Source organism: Xanthomonas cannabis (assembly GCF_040616535.1).
Taxonomy (GTDB): Bacteria; Pseudomonadota; Gammaproteobacteria; order Xanthomonadales; family Xanthomonadaceae; genus Xanthomonas; species Xanthomonas cannabis.
On sequence record NZ_CP136580.1, the window covers coordinates 365,580 to 390,841 of the forward strand.

The following is a 25,262-nucleotide window of genomic DNA, read 5'->3' on the forward strand; positions in this document are numbered from 1 at the left end:
GGCGCGATCGATACGACGAGCGCGCGGCGAGAGGAGGCGTCAGCCGATCGCCGGTAGCGGCGGTCCGCGCACCGGGTGCGCAGCGCGCATGCGTGTCATGGGCCAGGCTGGGTGCGGCGGCCAGGCAAGCACGCGGCGGTGCACGGTCGGCAGCAGGCATAGCAGCGCCGTCGCCAGCAGGAGCAACGCGCGCGCTGCCAGCTGGCATGCCTCGCACGTGGAGGTGTCTTCCGTACCGGTCTGGTCGGACCGCTCGCCGCTGCGGGCCGGCGTCGATACGTCCGCCTCGCCATCGGCATCGGCCACGCGGGTGACGTGGTGTGGGCTGCCAGTGCCGGAGACGTGCGTGGGCAACGCCCGCGCGTCTACCGGCCATGGCCCGGGCGTCGCCGAGGCCGCCTGCGTCAGCCGTGGATGACCCAGCACCGGCAACACCACCAGCAGCAACGTCGCCAGAACGGCGAGGCTGCGGAACAGGCGCGATAGCGGGGTGGATGACATCGTTACACTATAACAAGTGTGATGGCCGTGCGCTGCAGGTACGTGTGCGCGTCCTCAGGCAGGGCCCTCCCAGGCAGAGCCGCTGCATCGCGGATGGGCCAGGACGCCATGCGCCGCGATGGTGGTCGCGATCAGCGCCCCGGCATGCAGCCAAGCACCGGGCGGCATGCTGCCAGGCCGATCCCTTGATCGGCGCCACCCGCAACTGGTGCCCGCCTGTTGCTGGGCCGTCGCTGGTGGCCGCTGCGGGCGACCGTCTTCAGGCCTGACCGTGCGGGCGCGTCATCAGGCATCGTTCGGAGGTGCCAGCTCCTGCCGCAACGCGTCCACGCAGTCGTCCACGAAGCTTCGCACCTTCGATGAGCCACGGCGTCCTTCGAGGTAGACCACATGCACCGGCTCCGGCGCGACTTCGAAGGCGTCGAGCACGCTGACCAATTGGCCGCTGCGCAGATGATCGCGGACCTGGTACGACGGCACCTGCGTGAGTCCCCAGCCCTGCACGGCGGCCTCGATGGCGCCATTGCAGCCGTTGACGCTGAGTCGCGAGTCGGCATCGACCAGGTGGGCGTGCCCGTCCACGCAAAACGGCCACGGTGCCGGGCGCTCGGCCGCGGAGATCGAGATGGTTGCATGCTGCGGCAACGCGTCCGGATGCTGCGGGATGCCATGCGCATCGAGGTACTGCGGTGATGCGCAGACCATGCGGCGTACGCCGCCGACCGGGATGGCGGTCAACGACGAATCGGGCAGCGCACCAATGCGCACCGCCACGTCGATGCCTTCGTCCAGCATCGGCACAACACGGTCGAGCAGGATGGCGCGCACGTGTATCAGCGGGTACCGGGCCAGATAGCGCGTTACCACCGGCATCACATGCATGGCACCAAACAGGTGCGGCGCCGTGATCGTGAGCAGGCCGCTGGGATGCGTGTGCAGGCCGGCAGCACGGCGCTCCACCTCATCGAGCTCGGTCAGCAGGCGCCGGCAATCGTTGGCGTATTGATGTCCGGCATCGGTGAGACGCATGTTGCGGGTGCTGCGCACCACCAGCAGCACGCCAAGGCGCTGCTCCAGCTGCGCGATGCTACGTGTCACCGTGGCGGTGGAAATCCCCAGGCGCCGCGCGACCGCGGCAAAGCTCGCCTGCTCGGCGAGGGCTGCAAACAGCGTCATTTCCTGGATGCGATCCACCGCGGACTCGGCAATTGGCGTTCACCACAGCGTAGCAGCGTCCTGGTGCCGTCGCGGTCCACCTGCAGCACCAGGGCGCCGCGTGTTGTCATCGATGCAGCATTACGAGCGCCGCAATGGTCAATTGCGCTGCCTGGGTGTTCTGCTGCTGCGCGCCGATGCCTAGCATGGCTCTCACTTCATCCGCGTTTGATTGTGTCATCGCTCGATCAGAGCCATCAGCCGCGTCCCTTGCCGACAACGCCCCGGCAGTGCCCGCGTCCACCGGGCTGCTGGTCGCATGGGCCGTGACCGCTGCCTCGGTGGGCGCTGGCATTCCAAACGTGGCAACGGCCAGACAACCACAGACAGTGAAAGGAGACATCATGTTTCATGACCACACGCGTGTGAGCTACAAGACCCAGCAGGTCGGGGACGTCGAGGTGTTCTACCGCGAGGCGGGGCGCAAGGATGCGCCGGTGTTGCTGCTGTTGCACGGGTTTCCCAGTGCCAGCCACGTGTTCCGCGACCTGATGCCGCTGCTCGCACAGCACTATCGCCTGATCGCGCCGGATTTGCCTGGCTTCGGCAATACCAAGGCGCCACCGCGCGGGCAGTTCGATTACACGTTCGAGAACCTCTACAACGTCATCGAAGGGTTCACTGAAGCCTTGGCACTCGCCAGCTACAGCGTGTACGTGTTCGATTACGGCGCGCCGGTCGGCTTTCGCCTGGCTGCTGCAAACCCGCACAAGGTGAGCGCCATCATCAGCCAGAACGGCAATGCCTATGTGGAGGGCATCAGCGATCAATGGGGTGCGTGGCAGGCGTACTGGCGCGAGCCGAGCGCCGCCAATCGTCAGGCATGCCGTGCCTCCTTATCGCCGCAGGCCATTCGCGACTGGCTGTACGGCACCGGCGCCGATCCGGGCAAACTCTCTCCCGATGGCTACACGCTGGATATCGGATACATGGCACGAGAGGGTGCCGAAGAGATCCAGCTCGATCTGATCCTGGACTACCGCAGCAACGTGGCGGCCTATCCTGCCTTCCACGCGTATTTCCGTCAGCATCAGCCAGCCTTTCTGGCAGTGTGGGGCAAGCACGATCCTGCCTTCATTCCGGCCGGTGCACAGGCCTATCGCAAAGACCTGCCGAACGCCGAAATCCATCTGCTGGACGCAGGCCACTTCGCGCTGGAAACGCATGCGCCGGAGATTGCGCAGTACCTCCACGATTTCCTGTCACGCACGCTCACGGCATCGTCGTAACGCGGGCAGCTGAGTGGGCACTGCGGGCGTGGCGACAGCGCTGGTGCTGGCCAGCCTTGTGCGGATCTGCCGATGCAGTGCGGCATGTGCAACGGCACTGACATCAACGCGGGTGGGAGTGATCTTTGCCGGCAGATGCTGCCCGGCCCGGCGCGCTCCGGCCCCGCGTGGTGCGTGATGCGCTTGCGGCCCTATTTCCGCAAGCGCATCACGCAAACATGCCACGCACCACGTCGGCGTTGCTTTGCCCATCGGGGTTGCCCACCGTGCTGTCGGAGGCGAGGTTCCAGCAACTCAGATGCGCCAGCGCGTTGACCAGCGGATAGGACAGATGCAGCTGGGTGACCGTGCCATAGAGGGGGAAATCGTCCACGCTTTGCAGATCCAGCTCGATCTGGGTTTCATCCGGCAATTGTTTCCACCATGCACGCACCAGATCGTTGTACACCCACAGTATCTCGACCGACTGCTGCGCAGGCACGTTGAACCAGTCGTTCTCCAGCACGCGCAAGCGCTGCCGCACCAGTAACGCGCCGCCGGATTTTTTGGCTGCCAGCAAGCCCTGCTTCAATGCATCGAATGCGGTGGTATCGAACACCTGGTTGTGCCGGAACATGCCGTTGGCGCCCTCGCACAATTGCTCGTTGGCATACGCCGGGTAGCTGCGGGTTTTCTCGCAGAACGGCTGCAGCCCGAACAGCGGCGGCAGGTCGTCGGCAACCACGGTTTCGCCCGATTCCGGATCGATGTTCACCCCTTGGTCCGAGTTGACGAACACCAGCAGGCGCGTGAAGCCACGTGCGAGCAGCGGCATGATGCCCAGGTTTTCCAGGTTGCCGCCGTCGGCGAAGCGGTAACTCTCCGTCGATTGATCACGATCACCGACGGGCCAGTACCGGTAACGCGGCACCAGCCCATTGATCTCGGGAAACCTCTCTTCGAAGTCTTCGGCCGGCGCCATGCTGCTGCACCCGGCGATGTCGTTGAGGCTGAAGGCACGCTGGGGCACGCGGGCGGTGACCATGCCGGCACCGTGGTCGGCGGTGTAGTCGCTGCCCATCGCAAACGACTCGATGAGACCACCACCAATGACACCGAGTTGGTCAGGCTGGTCGAAGAACCCGCGGATACCGAGAAACCAGTTGGCTTCGAACGGCAGCAGATCCGCGCTCACGCCATCGTTGATGAAGACGGCGGTGTTGAAGATCGGTAGCGGCCGCCCGTCTCGCAAGGTGTAGAAGTCGTCTGCGGTCAACTGGGGATTGCGCTGCAGCGGGCCTTGCGCCAGGTACGTCGCCGTGCCGGTGAAATAATGCGGATCGATGCCGGTGGCATCGGGCTTCCACAAACCGTAGTCCTTCAGCACCAGCTTGCCGATGACCGCTTGCCACATATCCGATGGGACGTAGCGTTTGCTCAGCCGGTACTCGGCCAGTTCATTGAGGATCGGCAGCGTGCCAAGCCGATACGGCACCTGGCCGAGATTGTTTGGCGCCATCTGCGCCAGCACGTCCAAGCCCAGTTGCGAAGGATCCAGCACCACCGGGCCCAGGAATTCATCGTCGCTGATGGCCTTCGGCAGGTAGCTGTACAACACATTGGCCCAGGTCCCGCCGGAGACCGATGAAATCGCGCTGACCTTGTCGAGCAGCCCCAGGTAGCGCAGCCCCCGCAGCTGCCCCAGCGCACACGACAGGGCACGGCTGCCGCCACCGGAAAGGCAGATGCCGACGCCACTTGCCGATGCCGGGGCCGGTGGCGTGTCCAGTACATCGATTGCCACGGTGAATGTCGCCACGGTGTCCCTTCCCCTTCGCACGTCGCCGTTGACGGCGCAGTCGCAAGCCTAGCGCTCAAGGTTCCGTTGCCACGCGACGTTGCGCACAAATTGCGGCGATTTTGCTCGCTCACAAAGATCAGCACTGCGTCAGGGGATGCGCGGGAATGGTCATCGCGCGTCGCACTTCACGCTGTCGGTCGGACTCAACCAGACGCCATGCCTGCGACGCCAGGCATGACGGCAGGCCGCAACGCCGCACCGGCCATCGTAGTGACGATGACTTCGGCGCATGGACGCACCCTGGACGGGGCGCTGCGACGGCGCAACCCGGCGATCCTGCAAGCCCAGGACGAGCGATGCATCATGGCATCAGCGTCAGCCAGCGCTAATCCGCAGAAAGCGATCCCAGGGTGAAGCCGGACACAGCGTTGACCTTGCCACGCCAGAGCACGCCACGGTTGCTCGGCAGCGGCTGGCCGGCGGGTGAAAAGCAGCGCGCATCGATCAGGTGGATGAACTGCGGCGGTGCGCTGCTTTGCTGCGCATCGTCCTCGCTGTCGTAGATGCTGGCGTGGCTGGCAAACGCGCGGCGGATCTCCTCCCTTTCTTCGGCATCGCCGGGGTAGGCGGCAGAAAATTCCTGCGCAAATGCCTCGAAATACTGCTTCCCGCTGACCAGCTGGCCGGACACGATGATGCCATCGACAAACAGCGTAATGCCGAACTGCGCATCCGAGGAGTTGGCAATACCGACCAGCTTCTGCAGATACCAGTCCACGCTCTGGCCGTCGAACGCCAGCTTGACGTCTTCCAGGCTGGGTTGATGTTGCTCTTGGTCTGTCATACAGCTCTCCTTGGTAAAAGATGTAACCGGTGTGTACACATTAAGTGCGGCGAAGAGCCTGCTCATCGCTGCGCATGCCCAAGAAAGCCAGTGCGTCCTGTCCAGTGATGGGCATGGTTGAGTCCGCCACCGTCGCCTTGGCGAGCATGCGCAGAGTCTATGACAAGTTCACCTGGCCGGGCTGCCTTGGCACTTACTATTGTTCCAGGGCGCTAGCTAGTACTGCTGGGTAAGTTCTCTCTTGCGCGCGCAAGCGGCATGCGCATTGCAATTTCAGAAGCAGCAGGTCGTCTTTGATTATTCCGAAGCAATCTTGATCAGTGGTCGCAGCTGAATTCGCCAGTGATGGTCTTGCCTGCGGTCCACATGGAAGTCTTTTTGCCAACTCCCTTGAGAGTAAAGGATGGCAGCAGCTGTGGATTACCGGGGTTGCGATAAATTAGGTTGATTGTCCTGGTCTTTTCCTCGAACTCAATGACGTGGTAGGAACCGCTCGGCAAGCTTTTCGCGCCATCCGATCCGGGTGGGTGAACCAGAATTTGCTGGATTTTTCCGTAGCCAAGAAACTCAAGGTCATTGGCTGGATTTTCGCTTTGGCTAGTGAACGTGCACATGGTGCTGCTGGCAGTAGCAGGCGCCGCGATCAAAACGAACAGGATTGAAATTGCACAGGTAGCTCTCATGAGTCTTGTGTCTTGATCAGTTAGCCGAATGAAGTGTTGTGGGTTAGATGAGGTCAATATCGTCTCGAGGGCCGGTGCAATGCTTTACGGAAAGCGCGCTCATACTCTCGAGTAGGACGGCATAAAGACGCCTAAAATCGAAGTCCTTGGGTTTTCGCTTGGCAAGCGCGATGCCTGAGACAGCATCCAGGAGTGTCCGTTTGAAAAGTTCCAATTGCAACGCGGCGGTCAGATGTTTGAAGTCATTCCAGTCCAGTTGGCCGACAGTGATGAATGACTTGCGCTTGGTCTGTAACTCATGTAACCCTTGGTTGCTTCAAAATTTAATCCTTCCGCAACATCCGTTAGCTCAAAGCCAAAATAGAACGTATCGACAGACAAGCCAAAACTCTCTTCTGCCAGAGAATCTTTGATGTGGGATTCAATATTGTCGAGTTGCAGCCACCAAGCGCCCTTGGACATATCGAAAGTCCATCTAGAATCATCGGCACACTTGACCGTCCAGCTTGTCGAAATGAGCAGGCTGAATTTCACAGCAGCCTGGAAGCCGCGTCGCAATAGGCCACAATGTGATGGGTGGCCATCCCCTTTGTGTACAGGGGTCTCTGCTGTTTAGTGTCTATGCCCAATGGTGCGTCCGTCGGCGAAACGTGGGTCTCATGGTGTAGCGCTTCCCTGACTAACTAGCGTGACGCTAGCATGAAGTTGCTGCAGGAAGTTTATTCAAAGTACCCAACTATCACCAGCCAGCCACCGCACCATCCGAGCGCGGATCACTTGCCCCACTGAGTACGCCATCGACCTCGCGCACCAGCGCGCCGGCATGTCCCATGACCGAGGTATAGGCGGGCAACAGCTCCACCGCATGCCCGGCGTCGCGGAGTGCTTGCACCACTGCCGGATCGAAGCGGTCTTCCAGCTTCAGCGAAGTGCTGGCTTCGCCCCAGGTGCGGCCGAGCAGCCAGCGCGGTGCGGTGATGGCCTGTTGCAGCGGCATGCCGTAGCGGGCGTAGCGCGAGAACACGGCGGCCTGTGTTTGTGGCTGGCCTTCGCCGCCCATGGTGCCGTAGGCCATGATGCGGCCATCGTCGAAAGTGGCCAACGCCGGATTGAGGGTGTGGAAGGGTTTGCGGCCGGGGGCCAGGGCGTTCCAGCCGTCCGGTGCCAGACGGAAGCTGCAGCCGCGGTTTTGCCAGGTGATGCCGGTGCGCGGCAGCACCAGGCCGGAGCCGAATTCGAAATAGGTGGACTGGATGCAGCTGACCGCGCGGCCGTCTGCGTCGATGGCGCCGAACCACACGGTGTCGCCGGCTTGCGAGAGGTGCGGCCAGGGCAATGCAGTGGTCATGTCGATGCGCGCGGCGAGCGCATCGAGGGCGGCGGTATCGTCCAGCAGCGCCTGTGGGTCGAGCGACATCCAGGCGGGGTCGCCGACATGCGCGTCGCGGATCAGGAAGGCCTGTTTGCTGGCTTCGATCAGGCCGTGCAGGTGCGCGTAGCTGTCGGGGTGTTCGACATGCAGGCGGTCGAACAAGGCAAGGATCAGCAGCGAGGCCAGGCCTTGCGTGGGCGGTGCGTGGTTGTAGAGGCGCGCGCCGTGGATGGCGACCGAGAGCGGCACGCTGGCGTCGGCCTGATGCTGTGCCAGGTCGTGCGCGCGTAGCGGGCTGCCGAGCGCCTGCAGGTCGGCAGCGATGTCGTCGGCGAGTGCGCCGCGATAGAAACTCTCCAGGCCGTGGTCGGCCAACCGCTGCAGGGTGTGTGCGAGCTGCGGTTGCTGCAGCAGCGCGCCTTCGCGCAGGGGCGCGCCGTGCGGTTCGAAGATGCTGGCGTAGGCACCGGGTTGCACACGCAGTTCGGCGCTCTTGCCGGCAGCGATCTGGGCACCGCCCAAGGTCACCGGTACGCCGTCGCTGGCGTGGTGGATGGCCTCCTGCAACAGGCGTTGCAGCGGCAAGCTGCCGCCCGCGTGGTGCAGGGCCAGCGCCCAGCCGGAGACGGTGCCGGCCACGGTATTGGCTGCGCCGGGGCCGCGCCACGGGATGCTGCTGTGGCCCCGATAGAAATCCAGCGTGGCCGCCTGTGCCGCGCGGCCGCAGGCGTCGATGGCGTGCACGCGGCCATCGGGTTCGTGGATGAGCCAGAAGCCATCGCCGCCGATGCCGGTCATGTGTGGGTACACCACCGCCAGACAGGCGGCGGTGGCCACGGCGGCTTCGATGGCATTGCCGCCGTCGCGCAACACATCGCGCCCGGCCTGCGCCGCGAGGTGGTGCGGGGCCACCACCATGCCGCGGCGCGCGCGCAGGGTATGCAGCATCAGCGTGTCTCCGGCGGCGGACTGAAGGCGAGCAGGCCATCGCGTTCAAGCTGCGCGGCGAGCGCGAACAGGCGGTCTTCGCGGCCGGGCGCGGCAATCAGCTGCACGCCCAGCGGCAGCCGCCCGGGCCGCGGCAACGGTGCGGCCAGCACCGGGCAGGCGGCCAGCCCCAGCGGTTGGGTGAAGATGCCCAGATTGGCGCGTGCCGATACCGGCAGGCCGTCGATCTGGATGGTGTCCTGGTCGATACGCGGTGCCACGCACGGCGTAGTCGGCGCGATGAGCACATCCACATCGTCCCATAGCGCATGCATGGCGCCGGCAAACCAGCGGGCGAAGCGGTGCGCGTCGGCCACGGCGCTGGCGGGCAGCTGCAGGCCGGCCAGCAGGCGATCGCGCGTGGCGGGGTCGAACTGCGCGGCGTGCGTGGCCAGTGCGTTGCGGTGCCGGTGTCCGCCTTCGGCAGCGGTGAGGACGAAGGCGGCTGCGCGTGCGCGCTCGGCCTCCGGCAGTTCGATCGAGGCACTGCTGTTGCAGGCGGCCAGCACTGCCGCCAGCGCGGAATCGAGGTCTGGATCCAGATTGCGCTGAAACCAGCCGCCCAGGCGTGCGATGCGCAGCTTGCCGGTAGTGGCCGCGGGCAGCGCATGCCCGCGCATCACCTCATAAACAAGACGCAGATCGGCCACCGAGGTTGCGAACGGGCCGACCACATCCAATGCATCCACAAACGGAAACACGCCATCCAGCGGCAGCGCGCCATGCGTCGGGCGCAGGCCGTAGACACCGCAGAGCGCGGCGGGCACGCGGATGGAGCCATTGGTGTCCGAGCCGAGCGCGAACGGCACCAGCCCGGCGGCCACTGCCGCGGCCGAGCCGCCCGACGAGCCGCCGGCCAGATGCTGGTGGTCATGCGGGTTGGCAGTGGTGCCGTAGTGCGCGTTGACGGTGGCAAAGCCGTAAGCGAATTCGTCCATGTTGGCCGTACCGATCAGCACCGCGCCGGCATCGCTGAGCCGCTGCACCACGGCCGCATCGCGGGCAGCGGGCGGGTAGTGCGCGCGAACCGCAGCACCGGCGGTGGTGACCTGCCCGGCGACATCGAACAGATCCTTGACCACGAACGGCATGCCAGCCAATGCGCCGCCGTCGCTGCCCCCGGCCAGTGCAGCCTGCACGCGCGCGGCATCGGCGGCGGCGCGCGCCGGCAGCAGGCGGGTGATCGCGCACAGGTTGTCGTTGACCTGGTTGATGCGCGTCAGCGTCTGCGTTGCCAGCCGCGCGGCCAGCGTGGGCTGGCTGCGTGTGCTGCTGACGATGGCCGCGATCTGGCCGCGTGGGCCGCTTCCATCACGCGCGGCAGTAGTGGGCGCGTTGAAGGTGGCCAGCAGCTGCGCATGGCTGCGCAGCACTTCGGTATTGCGATCGACGCCGGCCTGCCACTGCGCTGGGAGTTGCATGGGTCACCTTGGGTTGCTGGAGTGGTGCGGGTGCTGGTCTGGCCCCACTCCCGCCGGGGCGAGAAGGCGCGACCTGCGCGCCACTGGCGCGCGTGCATTGGAGCGCCCGCGTCGCAAACGCGGGCTGGGGCGCGGAGCGGGGATTGCGGTGAGGGTGCCCCGGGAGGTGGAGGTGTGTCGGCTGCTCATTGAGCCGGCTCGTTTTCGTCCTCAAGTGGCCTCCCGTTTACCGGCTGGCGTGCCCTCATCCGCCCTTCGGGCACCTTCTCCCGGTGGGAGAAGGGGGAGCGGCAATCCGACTGCTGGCGGCTGCGGCGCAGTGAGGCGGTCGACCAACAACTGCTCGAATGCCTGCACATCCACCGCATGCACCACGCGTTGCGCCTGCTCGCCCAGGCCCGGCTGGTAGCCCGGTGCCCACGACAGGATGTCGCCATACCCGGCATCGAAGGCGGTATTGGTGTCGACATACAGCGTCTCCACCTGCGTGGCCAGCTCCGGCTGCAGCCACACCGCCGTGGCCAGTTCATCCCACATCGGAAAGCCAGGCTCGCGCCGGCGCAACGCATGCCCAATGGTGGTGTCGGCCGCGCTCATGCGCGCCAGCAACTCAGGCGTCAGTTCGGTGGCGGTGGAGGGGTCGACCGGCACCATGGTGATCTGGCGCCACGGTGCGCGCATGACGATGCTGGCGGCCTCCGGGTCCCAGCGGATATTGAATTCACGGCGGGGCGAGTTGACGAATTCGCGCGCGAATTGCCGAGCGCTCACGCTGTCGCGCTGCTGCCGCGGATTGAGGCTGCCGCCCATGTACACCAGCTCGCGCGCGAGCGTGGCAAACGCCGGGTCCAGCGATTGGGCCAGGGCCAGATTGGTCAACGGGCCGGTGGCAATGATGCTCACTTCGCCCGGGTACTGGCGCACCATGCGCAGCATGAACAACGCGGCCGGCTCGTCGCTGGGGCGCACCACGCCGGGATTGCCCAGCGGCAGGTCCGGCACCACGTCGTGCGCGTGATAGCGCGGTGCACTTTGCACGGTGTCGCCCTCCACCCAGTGCTTGGTCCACGCACCTTTCCACAGCAGCTTGCCGTACAGCGCTTCCCAGCGTTCGGTGGCCGCTTCGCTGTTGAGCAGCGGATGCACCGGGCCGGGCAGCACCGGAATCTGCGGATGGCCGGCCAGTTCCAGCAGCCGGCAGGTGTGCGCCAGCACTTCATCGCGCCAGATGTTGCCGCTGACCGCGCTGATGCCCAGCACCTCGACCTCGGGCGATTGCAACAGCAGCAGCTGCGCAGGCGTGAAGCCGTCGATATCGTCTTCGAGAATGACGCGGCGTTTGGATGGGGCGGTGTGTGGGGAAGTCATTGCGCGTTGGTCGTGTGGGTTGAGTGCATTGCAGCGGAGAGGGAGCAGGAAGTCGCCTGTGTAGGAGCGCGCTTGCGCGCGGATGGCGTTGCCGGTAACGCTTCATCGCGCGCGAGCGCGCTCCTACCTGTCATGCGCCAGCGTGTTGTTGCCCCAACAGCATGCGTTCGTACTGCGCCAGGTCGGCGTCCAGCTGCCATTGCAGCCGTGCCTTCTCGCTGCCCTGGCGAAATGCCTGGCACGCGGCGTCGTCGGTTTCGCTCTGCAAGGCAGTGGCGCAGGCCGGGGCAGCTGCACCATCCGCATTCCACAGGCTGGCGCCGGGCAGGAAGCTGTAGGTCAGGCCATTGCGTGCCAGCTGCTTGAGCGTTGGGTAGTCGATGCCTTGCTCCTGCATGGCGCGTTGATATTCATGGGTCATGTCTGCGCGCGAGACGCCGGCATCGTCGGTGGACAGCACCACCGGGACGCCGGCGTGCAGATACATCGACAACGGGTGCGCGGCGCCCTTGATGCCAAGAATCACATCGTTGCTGGTGAGGTTGATCTCCACCGCCACCTGCTTGCTGCGCATCTGTTGCAGCAGCGCCTGGGCATCGTCTTCGTAGGGCAGGTCCACGCCGTGCCCGATCCGGCGCGCGCCAACCTCCACCGCCTGGCGGATGTGCGTGCGCAAGTGCGCAGGCGGCACCAGCCCCAGCGTCAGCTCGCCGGCATGCAGGGACAGCGGCACGCCCGGGTAGTGCGCGGCAAAGAAGCGGAACATCGCCATATGCCGGGTGTAATCGGCCACTGCCACCGGGTTGTCTTCGGGCGCGACGATGTTCACTGCAACCGCGCGACTGCCACCGGCGGCGATCAGCGCATGGGCCAGTGCCATCTGCCCGAACACCATCGGCTGCGGCAGCACGCGCAACACATACGGCACGTAGCGGTAGGCGACCCTGCAGCCGGGACGGGCATCGGCCTGGTCGCAGCGCAGCACGCGGCGGACCTGCGTGTCGGTGGCGGCCAGCTCGCGTTGCGCGGCCTGCACCAGTGCCGGCAAAGCATCCTGCAGGGCGCGTAGGTTCGCAGCATCGTCATCGCCGTTCCACGGCAGCGCCTGCATGCGCTTGGCGGCCTGGTCCATCTGCGGCGGGTTGGCGATGATCTCCACGTACGGCACACGGTCGCGGGCGGCCTGGTCGAGCACCGCGGCCACGGTGTCGGCCACGTGCGCGCGTACCACCGCGTCGAACTTGCCGAAGGTGCCGAAGAACTGGCCATGCCCGGTGGGTTGCGCGGGGCTGGGGACGAACTTGCGCATCGACAGCGCATCGACCACCCGCCCGTACAACGCCGCATCGCGTGTGGCCAGGCCGCTGGCCGGCTGCTGCCCCTTGCCGCACGGCGGGGCCCGCAGGCTCAGGTCGTCCAGCTGCACGCAGGCACCATCGTCACTGGCCCATTGCAGATAGTCCTCGGCATAGACAGAGCCGGACAAATGATTGTGCAGGTCGCCGCCCTTGGGCATGGCCTGCAACAACGCGCGCAGCTGCGCAGGTTGCGAGGCAGCGGCCTGGAACAGCTGCGCCACCTGCGTCTGGCGTTGTTGCGCCGGTGTTTGCGCGGGGCGTGCGAGCGCTACGCTCGGCAGCACCACGCATAACGACAGGAGTAGATAACGAAGAAGACGGGGCATGCGGTGGGCTCTGAGAAAAAGGGGGCGGCGCCGTGGCGCTGCAGTGCGTGATGCAAGGTGCCGCGTCTTGCGTGGCCAGAAAAATGGCGGTACACGCGGCGCGGCAGCGGCCTCATTCCAGCGCATGGCGCAGTACGAACAGGCCGGCGATGGCCCAGGTGGCCGGATGCACGGCGCGCCAGCGGCCGCTGCCGAGCTTGAGCACCGCATAGGTGATGAACCCAAGGGCCAGGCCGGTGGCGATGGAGTAGGTGAGCGGCATGGCGAGCATGCAGATGGCCGCCGGCAAGGCTTCGCTGACATCGTCCCACGGGATCTGCGTGCATTCGCGCAGCATCACCGAGGCCAGATAGATCAGCGCCGGTGCGGTGGCGTAGGCCGGCACCATGGCGGCCAGCGGCGAGAACAGCAACGCGAGCAGAAACAATGCCGCAACCACCAGTGCGGTCAGGCCGGTGCGCCCGCCCAGCTGCACGCCGGCCGCGCTTTCCACGTAGGCGGTGGTGCTGGAGGTGCCGAGGAGCGAGCCGGCCAGGATGGCAGTGCTGTCGGCCAGCAGGGCGCGGTCGAACTGGCGGCGTTGGGCCCCGGTACGCAGCAGGCCGGCGCGCTGCGCCACGCCCATCAAGGTGCCGGTGGCATCGAACATTTCCACCAGCACGAACACCAGCACCACATGCAGCACGGCGGTGAGCGCGCCGCTGCCACCGTGGCCGTGCAGCGCACCGGCGATATCCAGCTGCAGCAAGGTCGGCGCCAGGCTGGGCGGCAGCGACAGCACGCCCTGGTAGTGCACCAGGCCCAGGGCCAGTGCCGCGGCGGTGACCGCCAGGATGCCGAGCAGCATCGCGCCCCGCATACGGCGGACGTCCAGCACCCCGATCAGCAGCAGCCCTGCCAGCGCCAGCAGCGGCTCGGGCCGGTGCAGGTCGCCCAAGGTCACCAGCGTCTGCGGATGCGCCACCACCAGCCCGGCCTTCTGCAGGCCGATCAATGCCAGAAACAGGCCGATGCCGGCAGCGATCGCGCTGCGCAAGGTCGGCGGGATGCCATCCACCAGCCAGCGCCGCGCGCCAGTGACGGTGAGCAGCAGGAACACGCAGCCTGAAACAAACACCAGCCCCAGCGTCTGTTGCCAGCTGTAGCCCAGCGTGCCCACCACGGTGAAGGCAAAGAACGCATTCAAGCCCATGCCCGGCGCCATGCCGATGGGGTAATTGGCCAGCACGCCCATCAGCAGCGAGCCCAGTGCGGCGGCCAGGCAGGTCGCCACGAACACCGCGCCGTGGTCCATGCCGGTGGTGGCCAGGATGTCGGGGTTGACGAAGACGATGTAGGCCATCGTCAGGAACGTGGTGGCACCGGCCAGCACTTCCGTGCGCGGGGTGCTGGCATTGGCAGCAAGGGCGAATCCGGGCCAGCGCATCAGCGTGCGCCCTCGGCAGGCCACAGGGTGACGAACGAACAGGCAACCATCAGCAGACTCTCTTCGATGCAGGGACAACCCGTGCAGGCACCTCGCGCGGGCCGCTCATCTTGCACTGCGCGTGCCGGTTTGCCACCTTGCGTGGTCGGCAGCGTAGCCGGACCTGCCCATGTCGGCAGACATCTGCGGCAGCCACTCGCGCTTGCGCTGCCGGTCGACGTGCAGGGTGGCCCTGGCCCGCAGGCCGGTCACGCACTCACAGATCCAGCACCAGGCGCGGCGAGCGGCTGCGCGAGCAGCACAGGGTGATCTGCGCATTGCTGGCGCGTTCGCTGTCGCTGAGCACGCTGTCGCGGTGATACGGTGTGCCGGCGACCACGCCGGTCAGGCAGGCGCCGCACATGCCCTGCTCGCACGACAACGGCACCTCGATGCCGGCATTCAGCAGCGCGCTGGCAATGCTGCAATCGGCCGGCACCTGTACCACACGGCCGCTGGCAGCCAGCTCCACTTCGAAGGCGTGATCGGCATCGTGTGCAAGCCCCGGGTCGGCGGCGGCAAAGTGCTCGCGGTGCACCTGCGCCGCGCGCCAGCCATGGGTCTTGGCAAGCTGCGTGAAGTGGTCCATGAACGCCGCCGGCCCGCACAGATACAGTTGGTCGTGCGCGCGCGCCTGTCCGAGTTCCTCGGGCACATGCACGCGCGGGCTTTGCCCGCCATCGCTCAGGTGCATCTGCACCTGGCCGTGCAGAAAGCCTTGCTGCAGGCGCTGCGAAAACGCCACATCGGTATGCCGGCGCACGTAGTAATGCAGCACGAAGGGCTCGCCGCGCGCTTCCAGCGCTTCGGCCATCGACAGCAGCGGGGTGATGCCGATGCCGGCGGCCAGCAGCACGTGCCGCTCGCCCGCATGCAGCGGGAACAGGTTGCGCGGGCTGGAAATCTGCAGGCGGTCGCCGGTGCTGAGCTGCTCGCACAGGTGCCGTGAGCCGCCGCGCGAGGCGTCGGCCAACTTGACGCACAACAGATAGTGATCGCGCACATGCGGTGCGCTGGCGATCGAATACTGGCGGATCATGCCGTCCGGCAGATGCAGGTCTACATGCGCGCCGGCCTCGAAGGCGGGCAGTTCGGCGTCGATCGGCTCCAATCGGATCGCGCGCTGGCGATGGCCCTGGTCGATGACCGCGGCAACGCGCACTTCATGCAGACTCATGGCGTGCTCCTTGGCGGTCAACGCAGGAAGAAGTCGCTGTAGCCCTGGCCGCGCAGGCCACGGCGATAGGCGATGGAACTGCGGTCGGCCGGGATGTGCACTTCCAGCAGCGGGTCCAGCGGCAGGTATTCCGGCCGCTGCGCTTCCACCATGGCGCGGTCTTCTTCGAATACGCGCAGGTTGAAGGCATGCACGTCTTCCACCGGCAGATGGGTGTCGAAGTTGCGCGCGATCGGGACCAGCAGGCGGGTCTTGTGCTTTGACACCGGGCTGGCCGCGTTCATGATCACCAGCCGCTTGCCCGGCACCGGAAAATGGATGGTGAGCGTGGCGGTAAACGGCAGATGCACTTCGAAGTGCCGCAGCCATTGGAAGTCGGGGTCCACGTCCGGCAGCGGCATGTCCACCGAATAATTGGCCACGCTGCTGAGGTAATCGGCGTTGAAGCCGGTTGGTGTTTCGGTGGTGGTGTAGGCCGGTACTTCGCGCTTGTCCGGCTGGGCGAAGGTGGCGGTGTGCACGAAGGCGAAATGCGCCACGTCGATGAAGCCTTCCAGCTGGCGTGCGGCGCTGCCGCCGATGTCGAAGGCCGGGCACACGATCTGCTGGAAGCCGTCTTCGTCCCAGCCCGGCATCGGCGGAATCTGTATTTCCGCATCGCTCACTCCGGCCGGTTTGGACAGGCACACCCAGATCAGCCCGTAGCGCTCGGCCACCGCGTAGGTGTGCAGGCGCATCTTGGCCGGGATGTTCTGGCTGGGGCTGGCCGGGATGTGGTTGCAGCGCCCACCGCTGCCGAAGCGCAGCCCGTGATAGGCGCACACCACGCCGCCGCCATCGGCCGTGCCCATGCTCAGCGGCACGCCGCGGTGCGGGCAGACATCGCGCGCGGCCACCAGTTCTTCGCCCAGCCGGTACAGCACCAGCGGCTCGTCCAGCAGGGTGGCCTTGAACGGTGCTTCGCACACCTCGCTGCTCAGCGCCACCGCATGCCAGTGCTGGGCCAGGCGCTGCCAGTCGGCGGCCTCGAAGGTGCAATGCAGCGGCAGGGCGGGGACGGCGACATCCATGGGGCGGTCTCTGGCATGAGGCGGGAGCGGTGCCGGATTGACTCTAGGAAGCCGGGGGTGTGTGATCAAACATCGTTTTTCCGCCAAGCCATTGCAAAAAATGCAACGCCAACCGAGCCATGCCGCATGCTGACCTTCTCCCGCTTCACCCGTTACTTCATCGAAGTGGCCCGCTGCGGCAGCATCCGCAAGGCCTCCGAGGTGCTGCACGTGTCGGCCTCGGCGATCGACCGGCAGATTCTCAAGGCCGAGGAAGAGCTGGGCGCGCAGTTGTTCGAGCGCCTGCCCGGCCGGCTGCGGCTCACGGCTGCCGGCGAGCTGTTGCTGGTGGACGTGCGCGGCTGGGAGAAGGCTTATGCCCGTACCCTGGAGCGCTTCGACGAGCTCAAGGGGCTGCGCCGCGGGCATGTGGAGATCGCCATGATCGACGCGCTCAGCGAAGGCGTGGTGCCGGCGGCAGTGGCCGCGCTGGTGCAGGAGTACCCGGGCATCACCTTCAACCTGTCCACCGCGCGCAACCAGCGGGTGATGGAAATGGTGACCTCGGCAGATGTGGATATCGGCCTGCTGCTGGACCCGGTGAGCAGCGTGGACCTGGAAGTGCGCGCGTTTGCCGATATCCCGCTCGGCATTGCGATGCCGGTAGGCCACCCGCTCAGCACCCGCACCGAGCTGCAGCTGAGCGAGACGCTGGAGCATCGCCTGCTGCTGCCGGCCGCGCCGTTGATCGTCGGCGAGCATGCCAAGGTGCTCTACCAGCGCCAGCACATCGACGTGAAGCGGCTCACCCATTGCAACGATGTGCGCACCCTGCGCGGCCTGGTGCGCGCCGGTGCCGGCGTGGGCCTGATGTCGTGGCTGGATGCCGCCCCGGATGTGGCCGACGGACGCCTGGCCTTCGTGCCGTTCCGCCAGCACCTGACCAAACCGATGACGCTGGCGCTGTGCGTGGCCCCGCAACGGCAGCTCTCGCGCTCGGCGCAGCTGGCGATCCAGGCGCTGGCGGCAAAGATCGATGCGATGGCGGTGCCTGCGATGGGGTGAGTGCGTTGCGCAAGCGGCCCTCACCCCTGCCCCTCTCCCGCAGGCGGGAGAGGGGAGAGGCGTGCGTTCGTGCGGCCTAGGCGGTGCCTGTGATGGGGTGAGTGTGTTGCGCACGCGGCTCTCATCCCTGGCCCTCTCCCGCAGGCGGGCGAGGGAAAGGCCGTGCGTTCGTGCGGCGAGGCGGTGGCTGTGGCGGGTGAGTGTGTTGCGCAAGCGGCTCTCACTCCTGCCCCTCTCCCGCAGGCGGGAGAGGGGAAAGGCCGTGCGTTCGTGCGGCCGAGGCGGTGCCTGTGATGGGGTGAGTGTGTTGCGCACGCGGCCCTCACCCCTGGCCCTCTCCCGCAGGCGGGAGAGGGGAAAGGCTGTGCGTTCGTGCGGCCGAGGTGGCGCCGGTGGTGGGGTGAGTGCGTTGCGCACGCGGCCCTCACCGATGCCCCTCTCCCGCAGGCGGGAGAGGGGAAAGGCCGTGCGTTCGTGCAGGCCGATGGCATGCAGGTACCACTGGCCGCATGCCGATCCCATTGCGGACCTCCCTTCTCCCGCCTGCGGGAGAAGGTGCCCGCAGGGCGGATGAGGGCAATGCGCACCCAGTGAGGGCAACGTCCACCCAGTACAATCACACCTGCTCTTTCAGGCGACACCGCAGCATGCAGTTGATCGATATCGGCGCCAACCTCACCCACGACTCCTTCGACCGCGACCGCGATGCCGTACTGCAACGCGCGCGCGATGCCGGTGTGACGCAGTTGGTGATCACCGGTGCCAGCCGCGAGCATTCGCCATTGGCCCTGCAACTGGCGCAACAACACCCCGGATTCCTCTACGCCACCGCCGGCGTGCACCCGCATCACGCAGTGGAATTCACCGCCGAATGCGAAGTGGAAATGTGCACCCTGCAGGCACATCCGCAGGTGGTGGCGGTGGGCGAGTGCGGGCTGGATTACTTCCGCGATTTCGCACCGCGCCCGGCCCAGCACAAGGCCTTCGAACGCCAGCTGCAACTGGCCGCCGACAACGGCAAGCCGCTGTTCCTGCATCAGCGCGATGCGCATGACGACTTCCTGTCGATCATGCGCAGCTTCGACGGCAAGCTGGGTGCGGCGGTGGTGCATTGCTTCACCGGCACGCGCGAGGAACTCTTTGCCTATCTGGACCGCGACTACTACATCGGCATCACCGGTTGGCTATGCGATGAGCGCCGTGGCGCGCACTTGCGCGAGCTGGTGCGCAACATCCCGGCCAACCGGTTGATGATCGAAACCGACGCGCCCTACCTGCTGCCGCGCACGCTCAAGCCCCTGCCCAAGGACCGTCGCAACGAGCCGATGTATCTGGCGCATATCGTGGAAGAACTGGCGCGCGACCGCGGCGAAGCAGTGGCCGTGACCGCCGCCAACAGCACTGCGGCGGCACGCGCGTTTTTCCGGTTGCCGGCGCCGGCCAGCGCTGCATGAGTGGGGCAGCGCGGCGGCTCACGCCGCCAGCAATTCCCATCCTTGCGCATCGCGCAGGCGCAGACCCGGTTGCGGCGTGTCCACGCTGATGCGCAGGCCGTCGGCCCAGGGCAGCTGCCGTTGTTGCGGAAACCACCGCCGGCGCTGGTCGACCACGATCAACAAGCCGTGGTCATCGCCCAATGCGGCAAAGCCCTCCACGGGTGGAGCGAATGGCTGCAGGCCAAAGTGATGCGCAACGCTGCGCGTCACCACCTCGACATTGTCGCTGGGTAACCCGATTTCGCTCAGGCACAGCAGCTCTTCGCCGTGGAACTGGCCGGTGCCGGCCGGAGCATCCTGCAAGGCATCGCGTGCGATCAACTCCAGCACCGCGCCATCGGGGCCGGCGAAATACACCGACTGCGATTGCCACGGGCCGTCCAGAGCGAAATGCCGGCGACCTTGCGAATCGCCCAGCAGGCTGGCGCGCGCGCCGATCCAGTGCGCAGCGGCCTCGAAGCGCGATGGGGCCACGTTGAAGGCCAGGTGCACGCTGCCCACCGGTTGCTGGGCCTGCACGCATTCCAGCGTGCTCCACCCGATACGCACGGTATTGCCGTGCGACGGTTGCTGCAGCACATCGCGGTAAAACCGCAGGGTGAGGTCGGGATCCAGGCAGGGCAACACAAGGTGACGGAGATGCATGGCACTCAAGATCGGTGAGGGGCCTGCATTGGACAACCTCAATCGCAGTTGAGGTCAAGCCATGCTGCGCCGGTCGGCAGCCAGGTGCGGCACCGATGCGGTCGTCCAGCGCGACGCGTGCGTCCGATGCGCTGCATCGCCAGAGCCGACGACGCCTCAGATCAGCTCCGCCAGCGCCCATAAATGGCGCACCAGTGGCGCGCTGTCCAACGCGCCGGGTGCCACCGCCAACGCCAGCCGCGCCAGCGGCATGCGGCCTTCGATATCCAGGTAGCGCACGCCGGGGCGCTGCAGCTGTGCGGTGGAGGCGGGCACCACCGACACGCCCAGTTCGGCGGCGACCAGATTGATGATCGACGACATCTGCGGCGCTTCCTGGGTGATGCGCAAGGTCACCCCGGATTCGCGGCAGGCGGCCAGGATTTCGTCGTACAGGCTGGATCCGAAGCTGCGCGGAAACAGGATGAACGGCTCGCCGGCCAGCGCCGCCAACGGGGCGCTGGCGCGCGCGGCCAACGGATGCGCCGCCGGCACCGCGATCTTCATCGGCTCGTCGGCAAAGCGCAGCAACTGCAGGTCGGGCGGGGTGCTCAGCCCGTAGCGCACGAACGCCGCATCCAGGCGGCCATCGGCCAGGCCCACCAGCAGGCTGGCGGTGTTGGTTTCTTCCAGCAGCAGCTCGACCTGCGGCCATTGCCGGCGGAAATCGCGGATCAGCCGCGGCACCACCGGGCTGAACGCGGCCGAGGCGGTAAACCCCATGCGCAGCCGGCCGGACTCTCCGCGCGCCACGCGCCGGGCGGTGTCGGCGGCGCGCTCCACGTCGGCCAGCACGCGGCGCACTTCGCCCAGGAAGGCCTCGCCGGCCGGGGTCAGCTCTGCGCCGCTGTGGGTGCGGCGGAACAGCGGCGTGCCCAGCTCACGTTCCAGCGTCTGGATCTGCTGGCTCAGCGGCGGCTGGCCGATGCCTACCCGTGCCGCAGCGCGGGTGAAGTTCCCTTCCTCGGCAACCGCCAGGAAATAACGCAGGTGACGCAGTTCCATGGGCATCTTTTTTATATATGGAAGCTGCCAGAATCATATATTGGACAGGGGGTGGTGGCAGGCGAATACTCGCCGTCCCTGGTCTCCAGTGCGCTCCCGTGTCTTCCTCCGATCGCAGTTCCGGCACGTCCGGCCCATCGCCCGGCGCCGACGCCGGCCCGCCCGCAACGCTGCGCATCCGCCTGGCGCTGTTCCTGGCCGGCTTTGCCACCTTCTCGCTGCTCTACAGCGTGCAGCCGGTGCTGCCCGAATTCGCACGCGCCTTCGGCGTGGATGCGGCGGTGGCCTCGCTGCCGCTGTCGCTGGCCACCGGCGGGCTGGCGGTGGCGATCTTCTGCGCTGGCGCGGTGTCGGAAAACCTGGGCCGGCGCGGGCTGATGTTCGCCTCCATCGCGCTGGCAGCCGTGCTCAACCTGGTGGCCGCGTTCCTGCCGCACTGGGGCGCGCTGGTGGTGGTACGCACCTTGTCGGGTATTGCGTTGGGCGGTGTGCCGGCGGTGGCGATGGTGTACCTGGGCGAAGAACTTCCGGCCAACAAGCTGGGGGCGGCCACCGGCCTGTATGTGGCCGGCAATGCCTTCGGTGGCATGACCGGGCGCATCGCGATGAGCGTGCTGACCGACCACACCGACTGGCGCACCGCATTGGCGCTGCTGAGCGTGGTCGACCTGCTGTGCGCTGTCGCGTTCGTGTGGCTGCTGCCGCCCTCCCGCCACTTCGTGCGCCGGCATGGCGTCAACCTGCAGTTTCATCTGCGCGCCTGGGCCGGGCATCTGCGCGACCGCAACCTGCCGTGGCTGTTTGCGTTGCCGTTCCTGCTGATGGGTGTCTTTGTCAGCCTCTACAACTACGCCGGCTTTCGCCTGGGCGGGCCGGAATTCGGCCTGAGCCAGAGCCAGATCGGCATGATCTTCAGTGCGTACGTGTTCGGTATCGTCAGCTCGTCGGTGGCCGGTGCGGCGTCGGACTGGTTCGGGCGTGGCCCGGTGGTCAGCGCCGGCATCGTGCTATGCGTGCTGGGCGTGGCGCTGACCCTGGTGCATGTGCTGGCGCTGGTGGTGGCCGGCATCGTGTTGTTGACCATCGGCTTTTTCATTGCGCATTCGGCGGCCAGCGCGTGGGTGAGCCGGCTCGGTGGCGCGCATCGCAGCCATGCTGCGTCTCTGTATCTGCTGGCGTATTACGCCGGCTCCAGCGTGGTCGGCGCGCTGGGCGGCTGGTTCTGGCAGCACGGCGGCTGGTCTGGCCTGGTCGGCATGTGCCTGACGCTGCTCGCACTGGCCTTTGCCGCCGCACACGTCCTGCGCCAACGCGCGGACGACGCGCGACCCTACGGGCGCTTTGCGCCGCATCCTGCGCGAGGTGAGTGATGCAGGCCGAGCGACTCGATCATCTGCTATTGGCCGTGGACGCAGCTTGCGCGTTCTACGCACGCGTGCTCGGCATGCAGGTGATCAGCGTCGGCGAGAGACGCGTGCACCAGGGTCGGCCAACGCACATCATCCCGACGGCGGTGTGCGCTTGCGGTGCGTTCGTTGCGGCGTGGCCGGCGCTGACGGATCTTGCGACAGGGTGGCCAGCAAGCGCGCGCGTCGGCGTTCCAGGTCGGCCAGCTGGCGTTCGATCAGCTGCAGCCGTTGCCGATGCGCCGGCAGGGTTTCCGGGCACAGCGGCGCGCCTTCCACCAGCCGCATGCAATCGGGAAACCGGCGGATGTCGTCCAGGCTGAAGCCGGTGCCGATCAGGCGTTGAATCTGGCGTACCTGCGTCACGCAGCTGGCCGCAAACAGCCGATAGCCATTGGCGCTGCGCGACGACGTCAGCAGGCCCTGGGCATCGTAGTGGCGGAGCGAGCGCACACTGACGCCGGTGCGCTGCGCCAGCGCGCCGATGCGCATGTCAGCGGTGGAAGAGGTGCCCATCTGCCAAGCATACGTGGCACGCAGCGCTTGACCCTCACATTGGTGTGAGGCCCGACGATGCCGTCTTCCCTGTTCTGCAAGGCATCTCCATGTCCATTCGACCCGCTTCACCTGCCGGTGCCCGCTGGTGGCAGCGCACGCTGGCCAGCCTGCTGCTGTGTGTCTGCGCGATCGCGTCAGCAAGCCCATCTGCAACCGCCAACTCGAGCAGCTACCAGGTCACTGCTCCAGATGGCGTGGCCCTGGCCGTGCAGGAGCATGGCGCCGCCGACGGCCAGGCGATCGTGTTCGTGCACGGCCTGCTGGGCAGCCGCATCAACTGGGATGCACAGCTGGCCGACCCGCAACTGCAGGGCTACCGGCTGATCAGCTACGACCTGCGCGGCCACGGGTTGTCCGGCAAACCGACCGCGGCATCGGCGTATCGGGACGGCGCGCGCTGGGCCGACGATCTGGCAGCGGTGCTCAAGGCCACGGATGTCCGCAATGCGGTGCTGGTGGGGTGGTCGCTGGGTGGCGCGGTGATCAGCAACTATCTGAGCCGCTACGGCGACCGTGGCCTGGCGGGCGTGGTGTACGTCGATGGCGTGATCGAACTGCGCGCGCAGCAGCTGGGGGCGCATCCGGCAATCTATCGCGACCTGGTTTCCGACGACCTGCGCACGCATCTGCAGGCGGTCCAGGACTTCCTGCGGCTGTGCTTCGCCACCCAACCGCCTGCGCCGGTGTTCGACACCCTGCTGGCCAATGCAGCGCTGGCCTCGTGGGACATGCAGCGTGCGGTGCAGGGCATGTCCATCGACATCGCCGGCCTGCAGCGCACCCGCCTGCCCATGCTGCTGCTGTACGGTGGCCGCGATGCGCTGGTGCTCAGCGAACCGGCACTGGCACGTGCGCGCCAGTTGCAGCCGCGCGCACAGATCCACCTGTATCAGGACGCCGGCCACGCCCCGTTTCTGGAAGACAGCCCGCGCTTCAACCAGGATCTGCTGCAGTTCGTGCAGCAGGCGGGCGTTGCGCACTGAGTATTGCGCCCACCCGCGCCGTGAGCGTGCCGACGAGAGGATGCATGGTTGCGAAGGCTGTCCCAGCGGTCAGTAGCCGGCAGGGCGCTGCCTGACCACCGGCACCGCCCGCCGCGCCGGTCCGGCGGGCGCGTCTTCTCGTGATGGCGCAGCATGCGCTGCGCGCTCGCTTGGAATCGACCAGCGCAGCCCCAGATCTATGAGCGCGCGCACGCACCAGGCGCGGCCGTTGGCGTGCATCCGCCGCCGTCGGTGTTGCGTAGTACGTGCTGGGCCGCGCCGGGTGGCAACGCGCCATGCCACTGCATCTTTGCTGCCATCGAGCAGTGGGGCGGGGGCGGTCCGGTAGCGCCTGCAGGGCGGTCGTAACGTGATCCCATGGCTATTGGAGGTGTTCGATGACCGCTGTTCCCGCCCACGACAACGACGCGCTGCAGGCGTTCATCGAGCGCCACCAGCGCCTGTTCGTGCTCAGTGGTGCCGGCTGCAGCACCGATTCGGGCATCCCGGACTACCGCGATCTGCAAGGCGGCTGGAAGCGTCCGCAACCGGTGACCTTTCAGGCCTTCATGGGCGAGCTCTCCACGCGCCAGCGCTACTGGGCGCGCAGCCTGATCGGCTGGCCGCGCTTCGGGCAGGCCAGACCCAACGCCACCCATCACGCGCTGGCCGCACTGGAGGCGCGCGGGCAGCTGGAACTGTTGCTGACCCAGAACGTGGACCGCCTGCATCAGGCGGCTGGCAGCCAGGCGGTGATCGACCTGCATGGCCGGCTGGACGTGGTGCGTTGCATGGGCTGCGAACGCCGCATGCCGCGGACCGACTTCCAGGTCCTGCTGGAGCAGGCCAACCCCGGCTGGGCCACGTTGGAGGCCGCACAGGCACCCGATGGCGACGCGGATCTGGACGATGTGGCCTTCGACACCTTCGTGGTGCCGCCGTGCCTGGTCTGCGGCGGCGTGCTCAAGCCGGACGTGGTGTTCTTTGGCGAGAACGTGCCGCGCGAGCGGGTGGAGCGCGCCTTTGCGCATCTGCAGGCCGCCGATGCGGTGCTGGTGGTGGGCTCGTCGCTGATGGTGTATTCGGGCTTTCGCTTCGTGCAGGCCGCCGCGCGCAACGGCCTGCCGATCGCCGCGCTCAATTTCGGGCGCACCCGCGCCGACGATCTGCTCACCTTGAAAGTGGAGCAGTCGTGCGCGCAGGCGCTGGCCTTCCTGCATCAGCCGCCGGACCCGCTGCGCAGCGCGCAGGCCAGGTACGACAATGCGCGCTCTGCATGACGCTGTGATC

The 25,262-nt window shown here is 66.7% G+C and carries 22 protein-coding genes and 1 pseudogene; 7 read left to right on the forward strand and 16 right to left on the reverse strand.

Features of this window, described 5'->3' with window-relative positions; all coding sequences use genetic code 11:
• Positions 1-39: 39 nt before the first annotated feature.
• Both RZV17_RS01570 and RZV17_RS01575 read right to left on the reverse strand, forming a co-directional pair.
• Positions 40-501: a hypothetical protein gene (locus RZV17_RS01570; protein WP_355606651.1), complete on the reverse strand. Its 462-nt coding sequence runs from the start codon at positions 499-501 to the stop codon at positions 40-42.
• Between the two features lie 285 nt (positions 502-786).
• On the reverse strand, positions 787-1,677 hold the full coding sequence (locus RZV17_RS01575) for a LysR family transcriptional regulator (protein ID WP_355606654.1): 891 nt from the start codon (positions 1,675-1,677) through the stop codon (positions 787-789).
• A 383-nt stretch (positions 1,678-2,060) separates the two neighbouring features.
• Here RZV17_RS01575 and RZV17_RS01580 point away from each other — a divergent pair, with 383 nt between their 5' ends.
• Positions 2,061-2,945, forward strand: a complete 885-nt coding sequence (locus RZV17_RS01580) for an alpha/beta hydrolase (protein WP_355606657.1) — start codon at positions 2,061-2,063, stop codon at positions 2,943-2,945.
• A 208-nt stretch (positions 2,946-3,153) separates the two neighbouring features.
• On the opposite strand, the gene RZV17_RS01585 is transcribed toward RZV17_RS01580, so the two are convergent.
• From RZV17_RS01585 to RZV17_RS01635, 11 genes are all read right to left on the reverse strand, one after another.
• Complete coding sequence (locus tag RZV17_RS01585; RefSeq protein ID WP_355606660.1) at positions 3,154-4,743, reverse strand: hypothetical protein; 1,590 nt, start codon at positions 4,741-4,743, stop codon at positions 3,154-3,156.
• Positions 4,744-5,110: 367 nt separating this feature from the next.
• On the reverse strand, positions 5,111-5,569 hold the full coding sequence (gene gvpU / locus RZV17_RS01590; RefSeq protein WP_039411978.1) for a gas vesicle accessory protein GvpU: 459 nt from the start codon (positions 5,567-5,569) through the stop codon (positions 5,111-5,113).
• Between the two features lie 317 nt (positions 5,570-5,886).
• Positions 5,887-6,252 (reverse strand): hypothetical protein, encoded by a 366-nt coding sequence (locus tag RZV17_RS01595; protein ID WP_355606664.1) that lies wholly within the window; start codon positions 6,250-6,252, stop codon positions 5,887-5,889.
• 228 nt (positions 6,253-6,480) lie between these two features.
• Positions 6,481-6,786, reverse strand: coding sequence for a hypothetical protein (locus RZV17_RS01600; RefSeq protein ID WP_355606667.1), 306 nt, complete (start codon positions 6,784-6,786; stop codon positions 6,481-6,483).
• 205 nt (positions 6,787-6,991) lie between these two features.
• Positions 6,992-8,572, reverse strand: coding sequence for a gamma-glutamyltransferase (ggt, locus tag RZV17_RS01605; RefSeq protein WP_123137561.1), 1,581 nt, complete (start codon positions 8,570-8,572; stop codon positions 6,992-6,994).
• On the reverse strand, positions 8,572-10,032 hold the full coding sequence (locus tag RZV17_RS01610; protein WP_355606671.1) for an AtzE family amidohydrolase: 1,461 nt from the start codon (positions 10,030-10,032) through the stop codon (positions 8,572-8,574). The genes ggt and RZV17_RS01610 overlap by 1 nt, the downstream gene beginning before the upstream one ends.
• A 210-nt stretch (positions 10,033-10,242) precedes the next feature.
• Entirely contained in the window at positions 10,243-11,400 is a 1,158-nt protein-coding gene (locus RZV17_RS01615) for a nucleoside hydrolase (protein WP_355606674.1), read from the reverse strand.
• A gap of 130 nt (positions 11,401-11,530) precedes the next feature.
• On the reverse strand, positions 11,531-13,084 hold the full coding sequence (locus RZV17_RS01620; protein WP_355606677.1) for an adenosine deaminase: 1,554 nt from the start codon (positions 13,082-13,084) through the stop codon (positions 11,531-11,533).
• A 112-nt stretch (positions 13,085-13,196) separates the two neighbouring features.
• Complete coding sequence (locus RZV17_RS01625) at positions 13,197-14,510, reverse strand: NCS2 family permease (RefSeq protein WP_355606680.1); 1,314 nt, start codon at positions 14,508-14,510, stop codon at positions 13,197-13,199.
• Between the two features lie 256 nt (positions 14,511-14,766).
• Positions 14,767-15,726 carry a PDR/VanB family oxidoreductase gene (locus tag RZV17_RS01630; RefSeq protein WP_355606683.1) on the reverse strand — a complete coding sequence of 320 codons (960 nt, stop codon included), beginning with the start codon at positions 15,724-15,726 and terminating at the stop codon, positions 14,767-14,769.
• Positions 15,727-15,743: 17 nt separating this feature from the next.
• The gene (locus tag RZV17_RS01635; protein ID WP_355606686.1) at positions 15,744-16,796 is read right to left on the reverse strand and encodes an aromatic ring-hydroxylating dioxygenase subunit alpha; all 1,053 of its coding nucleotides are present in this window, start codon (positions 16,794-16,796) and stop codon (positions 15,744-15,746) included.
• Positions 16,797-16,922: 126 nt separating this feature from the next.
• Here RZV17_RS01635 and RZV17_RS01640 point away from each other — a divergent pair, with 126 nt between their 5' ends.
• On the forward strand, positions 16,923-17,840 hold the full coding sequence (locus tag RZV17_RS01640; protein WP_184440894.1) for a LysR family transcriptional regulator: 918 nt from the start codon (positions 16,923-16,925) through the stop codon (positions 17,838-17,840).
• 647 nt (positions 17,841-18,487) lie between these two features.
• Entirely contained in the window at positions 18,488-19,294 is an 807-nt protein-coding gene (locus tag RZV17_RS01645; RefSeq protein WP_355606690.1) for a TatD family hydrolase, read from the forward strand.
• 18 nt (positions 19,295-19,312) lie between these two features.
• Here RZV17_RS01645 and RZV17_RS01650 read toward each other — a convergent pair whose 3' ends face one another.
• Together RZV17_RS01650 and RZV17_RS01655 are read right to left on the reverse strand one after the other, a co-directional pair.
• Positions 19,313-19,981 carry a hypothetical protein gene (locus RZV17_RS01650; protein ID WP_355606693.1) on the reverse strand — a complete coding sequence of 223 codons (669 nt, stop codon included), beginning with the start codon at positions 19,979-19,981 and terminating at the stop codon, positions 19,313-19,315.
• Between the two features lie 156 nt (positions 19,982-20,137).
• Positions 20,138-21,025: a LysR family transcriptional regulator gene (locus tag RZV17_RS01655; RefSeq protein WP_039566088.1), complete on the reverse strand. Its 888-nt coding sequence runs from the start codon at positions 21,023-21,025 to the stop codon at positions 20,138-20,140.
• A 98-nt stretch (positions 21,026-21,123) separates the two neighbouring features.
• Here RZV17_RS01655 and RZV17_RS01660 point away from each other — a divergent pair, with 98 nt between their 5' ends.
• Together RZV17_RS01660 and RZV17_RS01665 are read left to right on the forward strand one after the other, a co-directional pair.
• Positions 21,124-22,395 (forward strand): MFS transporter, encoded by a 1,272-nt coding sequence (locus RZV17_RS01660; protein WP_355606697.1) that lies wholly within the window; start codon positions 21,124-21,126, stop codon positions 22,393-22,395.
• A pseudogene (locus RZV17_RS01665) lies at positions 22,395-22,499 on the forward strand (VOC family protein); the annotation flags it as partial. The gene RZV17_RS01660 and the pseudogene RZV17_RS01665, both read left to right, overlap by 1 nt.
• Before the next feature lie 25 nt (positions 22,500-22,524).
• On the opposite strand, the gene RZV17_RS01670 reads toward RZV17_RS01665, so the two are convergent.
• Positions 22,525-22,947, reverse strand: a complete 423-nt coding sequence (locus RZV17_RS01670; RefSeq protein ID WP_355606700.1) for a MerR family transcriptional regulator — start codon at positions 22,945-22,947, stop codon at positions 22,525-22,527.
• 89 nt (positions 22,948-23,036) lie between these two features.
• On the opposite strand from RZV17_RS01670, the gene RZV17_RS01675 reads away from it, so the two are divergent.
• Together RZV17_RS01675 and RZV17_RS01680 are read left to right on the forward strand one after the other, a co-directional pair.
• Positions 23,037-23,972 (forward strand): alpha/beta hydrolase, encoded by a 936-nt coding sequence (locus tag RZV17_RS01675; RefSeq protein WP_355606703.1) that lies wholly within the window; start codon positions 23,037-23,039, stop codon positions 23,970-23,972.
• A gap of 398 nt (positions 23,973-24,370) precedes the next feature.
• The gene (locus RZV17_RS01680) at positions 24,371-25,252 is read left to right on the forward strand and encodes an NAD-dependent protein deacetylase (RefSeq protein ID WP_355606706.1); all 882 of its coding nucleotides are present in this window, start codon (positions 24,371-24,373) and stop codon (positions 25,250-25,252) included.
• Positions 25,253-25,262 lie beyond the last annotated feature (10 nt).